At 68.0% G+C, this 6,727-nt stretch carries 5 protein-coding genes and 1 pseudogene; all 6 read right to left on the bottom strand.

The genetic code is table 11. The annotated features are described in order from the left end of the window. Nucleotides 1-146 precede the first annotated feature (146 nt). Entirely contained in the window at nucleotides 147-1,001 is an 855-nt protein-coding gene (locus DB30_RS39665) for a cyanophycinase (protein ID WP_146662766.1), read from the bottom strand. A gap of 111 nt (nucleotides 1,002-1,112) precedes the next feature. Then, nucleotides 1,113-1,430 carry a peptidylprolyl isomerase gene (locus DB30_RS39660; protein WP_052559206.1) on the bottom strand — a complete coding sequence of 106 codons (318 nt, stop codon included), beginning with the start codon at nucleotides 1,428-1,430 and terminating at the stop codon, nucleotides 1,113-1,115. 99 nt (nucleotides 1,431-1,529) lie between these two features. Then, nucleotides 1,530-2,762, bottom strand: a complete 1,233-nt coding sequence (iadA, locus tag DB30_RS39655) for a beta-aspartyl-peptidase (protein WP_052559203.1) — start codon at nucleotides 2,760-2,762, stop codon at nucleotides 1,530-1,532. Nucleotides 2,763-2,771: 9 nt separating this feature from the next. Beyond that, entirely contained in the window at nucleotides 2,772-3,299 is a 528-nt protein-coding gene (locus DB30_RS39650; protein ID WP_052559201.1) for a low molecular weight protein-tyrosine-phosphatase, read from the bottom strand. Between the two features lie 15 nt (nucleotides 3,300-3,314). Next, nucleotides 3,315-6,053, bottom strand: a complete 2,739-nt coding sequence (locus DB30_RS39645) for a valine--tRNA ligase (RefSeq protein ID WP_052559205.1) — start codon at nucleotides 6,051-6,053, stop codon at nucleotides 3,315-3,317. A gap of 318 nt (nucleotides 6,054-6,371) precedes the next feature. Beyond that, nucleotides 6,372-6,727 (bottom strand): annotated as a pseudogene (locus DB30_RS42050) (hypothetical protein); the annotation flags it as partial.

Raw genomic sequence — 6,727 nt, 5'->3', positions numbered from 1 at the left:
AGGCAGAAGAGCCCCCTGCTAGGGGGCCACACATGCGACAGCGAACAGCCTGCCCGTTGGGAGCGAGCGAAGCGAGTGACCGCGAAGTGCGAAAGCCTCTGTGGGGGTCATAGAAGGCCTGCGAAGTGCGAAGTCGCCTGTGGGGGTCATAATGGCGGCGTAGCAACCCGGGTGTGGAGATTGAAGCGACCACCAGCATTCAGGATGTGCAGCCGAATCCCCGTCATGCAGATCGTGTCGCCATCGGAGGCCGACCCCATCGAGGAGTGCTCGAGCTTGCTAGCATCGACAACGGTGATCGCCCCGCTGCCAAACACCTCGAGCGTGTCCTCGCCGTCAATGAAGGCCGCGGTGTCCTCGTCGAGCCCAATGCCCACGGCGAAGGGGTTGTAGGCGAGGGCGGCCAGCAACCGGCCGATCCGATCACGCTGGCGGAAGTGCTGATCGATGACGATGCGGTTGGTCAGCCCGAACCCGGGGGCCAGCGAGACCATGCCCGCGCGGGGGGTCGCGCCGGACTTGCCGAACGCGATCATGTGCTCGGACAAGATCGCCGCGCCGGCCGAGGTGCCCCCGACCGAGACCCCGCTGGCGTTGACGCTGCGGATCGCCCGGGCGACGTCGGTGCCGCCGAGGATCGTCGAGATCCGCAGTTGGTTGCCGCCGGTCAAGAACACGCCCGAGGCCCCGTGCAGGTACTCGAGCCACTCGGGGTTGTCGGCGTCCTCGCGGCGCTTGTAGTCGAGCGCGAGCGCGTCGGCGGCCCCGAGTTCCTTGAAGATTCGCTCGTAGCGGCGCCCGGTGTCATCGAGGCGCGAGGCCGTCGGGATCACGGCGATGCGAGCGTGCTCGTCACCCGAGATCTCGACGAAGCGCCGGAGGATGACCGGATCGCTGTCTTTGTCTTCCGCACCGCCGACCGGCACGATGTAGCCACGGCTTTGGTTGTCTTGGACCTTGGCAGGCACGTTTGACTCTTCGCCGCGGGCGTTGGCACCCATGCGCGACCAGGCGATGTGTCGCCCATGTGGGGCCGTCAAACAAGTGTCCGCGGCGGCCATTGCCGCGATCTGCGTGGGCCAGGGACCTGGCCCACGCGGCAAACACGGGGGTCAAGCCGTGCGGGTGATGAGGTGGTAGCCGAAGTCGGTCTCGACCACACCGCTGACGCCACCGACCTCCATCGAGAACGTGGCCTGCTCGAACGCCGGCACCATCTGGCCGCGGCCAAACTGACCGAGATCTCCCCCCTTGGCGCTGGACGGGCAGTCCGAGTGCTCGCGGGCGAGCCCCGCAAAGTCGGAGCCAGCGTCGAGCTTGGCCTTGAGCGCGTTGATCTGCTGCTCGGCCTCGGCCTTGCTGCGGGTCGCCGAGGATCGGGACGAGCCCTTGTACATGAGCAGGATGTGGGAAGCGCGGACGCTAGACATGGGCTGTTGGTACCAAGCTCCCGCAGGTGTGGCCAGTGATCGATCGGCCGCAGCGGGTCGATCCACGCCAGCCCCGATCATGCCGGGCTCTCGCCGAGCTCAGGACAGCCCAGCTTCGAACGGACCCACGACCTGGGGCGAACCCTCGCGCACCAACCACACACCGCGTCCGATGACCCCGTCGAGCTGCAGCGGCTGATCATCACGATCGACGAGGATCAGCAGATCGGCGTCGGCGCCGACGACGAGCTCGCCCTTGCCGCGCAGCCTTAGCAGCCGCGCGACGTTGGTTGTGAACAGCGGCAACAGCTCGGCTAGCTCTAGGCCGTGATCCCGGCGGGCGGCGCGAACCGTGTCGAGCAAGGTCGCGCACTGGCCAACGCCATACCCGTGGAGCTGGCCTTGGTGATCGAAGTGAGGCATGCAGCCGCCGCCGTCCGACGAGCAAGTCAGGCGCTCGAGCGGCAGGCCCGCGCGCTTCCACGCCGCGATCGCATCAGCGGCGCTGAGTCCGTCGCCGACGTCGTCGGCCGGGAACGCGGTGAGATCCATGGACGGCGCGTTGGCCCCACGCTCCCGGACCAGCGCCTGGGCCTCGGCGAACAGCGCGAGGTTGCGGTTGAGGTGGGTTGGGTGAAACACCCGCGCCGGCAGCTCGCTGTGATCGAGCGCCCGCCGGATCAGCTCGAGCCCCCGCTCGCCGTCGCCAAGGTGCAAGTGCAGCACGCCCGCCTTGCCGCTGATCATTCCGGCCACGTGGACATCGGCGGCGACTCGCAAGAACTCGTCAAAGCTTGGCTGCGAGGATCGGTGATCGCTGATCGCCAGCTCGCCGACACCAATGATCGGATCCACGAACACGATGTCGTCGCGGACCGACCGGGTCAGGGTCTTGACCGGCACCTCGTAGTTGCCGGTCCAACACCACGCGCTCACGCCCTCCTCGCGCAGGGCGTAGGTCCGCGCGACCAGCTCTCGCATGGTCCGCGTGGTCGCGTCGGTCCCGAGCAACCCCACGACGCTGGTGACCCCCGAAAGGCTCAGCTGCGTCAGCGACAGCGGCGGCACCCGGCTGGTGTAGCCGCCCTCCCCGCCCCCACCGGTCACGTGCACGTGGGCGTCGACGAGACCCGGGACCACGTGGGCGCCAGCGCAGTCGTGAACGGTGACGCCCAGGCTCGCCGGCAGTGGATCGAGGGCCGCGTCGCGCTGGGAGATCGCCACCAGCTTCCCGCCAGCGAGCAACAAGTCGCGGCGACCGAGCGGCGCGGGAGCGTGGAGGTTCGCGTTGCGAAGCAGCGTCAGGCTGCTGGGGGGCGAGCTGGGGGTCATGGCCGCCAGTCAGAGCCCGTGTTCAGACCGCAGCCGCGCCAGCAAGCCCCGGCAGGCGGCCTCGACCATGTCGAACATGCGCGCGAACTCCTCGAGCCCGCCGTAGTAGGGATCCGGCACCTCGGAGTCTGCTGGCGCGAGCGGATCGTAGCTGCGCAACAGCGAGAACTTGGCGGTGCTGGTGGTCTTGGCCGCGAGCGCCTCGAGCTCGCGCAGGTTGGCGTGGTCCATGCCGATCAGCAGATCGTGGGTCGTGAAGTCGGCGCTGGTGATCTGCCTGGCGACGCTCTGTAGATCGTAGCCGCGCCGCTGGGCCTCGGTCCGCGCTCGCTTGTCGGCGCGCTCGCCCTTGTGCCACGCCCCGGTGCCGACACTGTCGACACGAATCCGACCGCGCAGCCCCGCGTCAGCGACGAGCTTGGTGAGCACGCCCTCGGCGGTGGGCGAGCGACAGATGTTGCCGAGACACACGAAGCAAACGCTGAGCTTGAACGGCCCAACCAGGCCGGGCACGGGGTGGTTGGCAGGAGTGGGCATGAGAACCGCGGGGACTCAGCTGAGCCGATCGAGCAGCGCCTGCTGCTTGGCCAGATTGTCGCGAAGCTCAGTCTGACGCAACTGTTCCTTGGCGACGACCTCGGCTGGGGCGCGCTGCAAGAACCCCTGGTTCGACAGCTTCTTGTCGATGCCCTGCAGCTCCTTTTGCTTCTTGGCGATCTCTTTGCCGAGCCGCGCGCGCTCCTCGTCGAGATCGACGAGGCCAGCGAGCGGCAACCCCACCTCGACCCCACCCGTGACGGCGACCGAGCACTGCTTGGGCAGCTGAACATCAGGCCCAAGCACCGTCAGCGAGCGCATCCGGCCGACGAATTGGGCCGACTCGCGGATCCGCTCGAGCGAGGCCACGGTCTCGGGGTCGTCGCTGCGAACTTGGACCTCGACCGGCTGGGCCGGTGAGATCTTGGACTCGGCCTTGAGCATGCGGTGGCTGGTGACCACCGCGATCAGTCGCTCGATGTCCCGCTCGGCCTCGGTGACTCGTGGGTCAGCGAGGATCGACCCGACCGCGGACACGGGCCCAGCCATCGTCCGCGCGCTGCCCTCACCCGAGATCATTGGCCAGCTCGCGTTCATCAGGCTGGGGGCGTCCTCGACCCGCGGGAGCCGCTGCCACAGCTCCTCCGAGATGAACGGCACCATGGGATGCAGGATCCGCAAGACCAGGTCGAACACCGTGGCCAGGGTGCCTTGCGTCGCGTGTCGCTCGCTCGGATCGGCGTCGTCGGCCAGCCGCCGCTTGGCCAGCTCGAGGTACCAGTCGCACAGCTCGTGCCAGACAAACTGGTACGCAGCGTGCGCGGCCCGATCCAGCCGCCAGCCATCGAGGTGGGCGGCGACGCGCTCGGCCAGCTCGAGCGCCCGACCCAGGATCCAGCGATCCGCGATCGACAGCCGCGCGAGCCCGTCGGGAGCGTCCAACACCTCGGCGCGCCAGGTCGGGAGGTCGAGCCCTTCGAGCCGCATGCTCGCGAACCGAGCCGCGTTCCACAGCTTGTTGCAGAAGTTCCGATAGCCCTCGACGCGGGCCCGCGAGAACACGATCCCAGACTCCTGCCCGGCCATCGTGCACAGGTAAAAGCGCAGCGCGTCGGCCCCGTACGCGTCGACCAGCTCGACGGGATCGACGACGTTGCCCTTGGTCTTCGACATCTTCTGCCCGTCTTCGCCGAGCACCATCGAGTGCAGGTAGACGGTCCGAAACGGGACCTGCCCGGTGAAGTGCAGGCCGAACATCATCATCCGCGCGACCCAAAAGAACAGGATGTCCCAGCCCGTCTCCATCAGCGAGGTCGGGTAGAAGCGATCGAGCTCGCTGTCTTCCGCGGGCCACCCCAGCGTTGTCAGCGGCCACAGGCCCGACGAGAACCAGGTGTCGAGCACGTCCTCGTCTTGCGAGATGTCGGCGCTGCCACACTTGGCGCACGCGCTCGGATCCTCGCGCGCGACCGTGATGTGACCGCAGCCGCAGTGCCACGCGGGGATCCGGTGGCCCCACCACAGCTGGCGAGAGATGCACCAGTCGCGGATGTTCTCCATCCACCGGAAGTAGTCCGCGCGGCGAAACTCCGGGTAGATGACCGTCTCACCCGTGCGCACGGCCTCGATCGCAGGCCCGGCCAGCGGGCCAACGTTGACGAACCACTGGAACGAGGGGAGCGGCTCGACGACCACGCCCGATCGCTGGCTCCGACCGATGCTCAGCACGTGCGGCTTGGTCTCGACCAGCAGACCCTCGGCCTCGAGATCCGCGAGCACGGCCGTCCGCGCCTGCTTGACCGTCAACCCAACATATTTCTCGGGCGCGGGCGCCTGAATCTTGCCGTCGAGATCGATGATCTGGATCAGCTCGAGGTCGTGGCGCTTGCCGGTCTCGAAGTCGTTGGGGTCGTGGGCCGGGGTGACCTTCACGGCCCCGGTCCCAAACCCGATCTTGACCAAGATTGGATCGGCGATGATCGGGATCTCGCGCCCGGTCAACGGCAGCCGCACGCGCTGTCCGATCAGCGCTTGGTAGCGCTCGTCGTCGGGGTGCACCGCGACCGCGGTGTCGCCGAGCATGGTCTCGGGTCGCGTCGTCGCGACGATCAAGCGCGCGTCGCTGCCGACGATCGGGTACGCGATGTGCCACAGGCTCGACTGGATCTCTTCGTGCTCGACCTCGAGATCGCTGAGCGCCGTGTGCGAGCCCCAGTCCCAATTGATCAGCCGGTAGTCGCGGTAGATCAGGCCCTGCTCGTGCAGGCGCACGAACGCCTCGCGGACCGCCCGCGACGAGACCTCGTCCATGGTGAAGCGATAGCGCGACCAGTCGAGCGAGGCGCCGAGCGCTTCGTGCTGGCGATCGATGATCCCGCCGTGGTCGTCCTTCCAGACCCAGACCCGCTCGAGGAAGGCCTCGCGACCGATCTCGTGCCGGCTCTTTTGCTCGCGCTTTTGCAGGTCCCGCTCGACCATCACCTGCGTGGCAATCCCAGCGTGATCCGTACCTGGCAACCACAGCGCTCGCTCGCCACGCATGCGATGCCAGCGGACCAAGGTGTCCTCGATCGTGGCCGTCAGCGCGTGACCCATGTGCAGCCGCCCCGTGACGTTGGGCGGCGGCAACACGCAGGTGAAGTGCGGACCGTCGTGCTCGGCCGGCGAAAACAACCCGTCGTCGCGCCAGCGGGCGTACCAATGTGCTTCGACCTTCGCCGGCTCGTAGACCTTGGCGAACTCCTGCTCGGACATCGCGTGAACCTGCCACACGAAGCCGCGCCCGCGTAAGTCTAGAGCGGCGATCAGTTTGGAGTCGCGTCGTCAGGTGCGTCTGGGGCCGCTCCGGACCAGGAGCCCGGCCGAAGCTCGCATCGGGCGTACCGTGAGCGCCGCGCGACAGCGGCGGGAGTGGCCCCAGATGGGCCTAGTGGCGTGAATTCAAGCTGATCGCCGCTCTCGAGAGCGGCGTCGTCAGGATCTGGTTGTCGGGGACATCGGGTGCAGATGCCCCAAACGAAGCGAGCCCGTGCGAATCCTCGCACGGGCCCGGTAGCTGACGCGGGGTCGCGCCTACTGAACTTTTTGCTTGATGATCTCTTCGGCGAGATCGGGGACGACTTCCCAGACCACCTGCTCGACGATCTCTTGGCTGAGCTGCAAGAGCGCACGGACGGCCGCCGGATCCAGGCCCGCCGCCGCGCTGCTGTTGCCAGCGGCGGCCTTGATCCGCTCGATCATGCTCGAGGTTGGTGCGCTGGCCGACGTGAAGGGGATCGGAATCGCGATTGGGATCGCGCCACCCGAGGCCGGGGCCGCCGAAGCGGGGGCCGAGCGGGGTGCGGACCGCGGCGCCGACGAAGGTGCCGAACCAGGCGAGGAGCTCGGGGCCGGGACCCGGACGGGCTGCTCGGCGTCGGGATCCTGAT

The organism is Enhygromyxa salina (assembly GCF_000737335.2).
GTDB classification, from domain to species: domain Bacteria; phylum Myxococcota_A; class Polyangia; order Nannocystales; family Nannocystaceae; genus Plesiocystis; species Plesiocystis salina_C.
The sequence above is the reverse complement of the archived record's forward strand: the minus strand, read 5'-3'. Positions and strand labels throughout refer to the sequence as shown.

What these genes read in the sequence shown, in the direction of transcription:
- DB30_RS39665 (WP_146662766.1), bottom strand. Translation starts at nt 1,001, where the DNA reads ATGGGTGCCAACGCCCGCGGCGAAGAGTCAAACGTGCCTGCCAAGGTC.
- DB30_RS39660 (WP_052559206.1), bottom strand. Translation starts at nt 1,430, where the DNA reads ATGTCTAGCGTCCGCGCTTCCCACATCCTGCTCATGTACAAGGGCTCG.
- iadA (WP_052559203.1), bottom strand. Translation starts at nt 2,762, where the DNA reads ATGACCCCCAGCTCGCCCCCCAGCAGCCTGACGCTGCTTCGCAACGCG.
- DB30_RS39650 (WP_052559201.1), bottom strand. Translation starts at nt 3,299, where the DNA reads ATGCCCACTCCTGCCAACCACCCCGTGCCCGGCCTGGTTGGGCCGTTC.
- DB30_RS39645 (WP_052559205.1), bottom strand. Translation starts at nt 6,053, where the DNA reads ATGTCCGAGCAGGAGTTCGCCAAGGTCTACGAGCCGGCGAAGGTCGAA.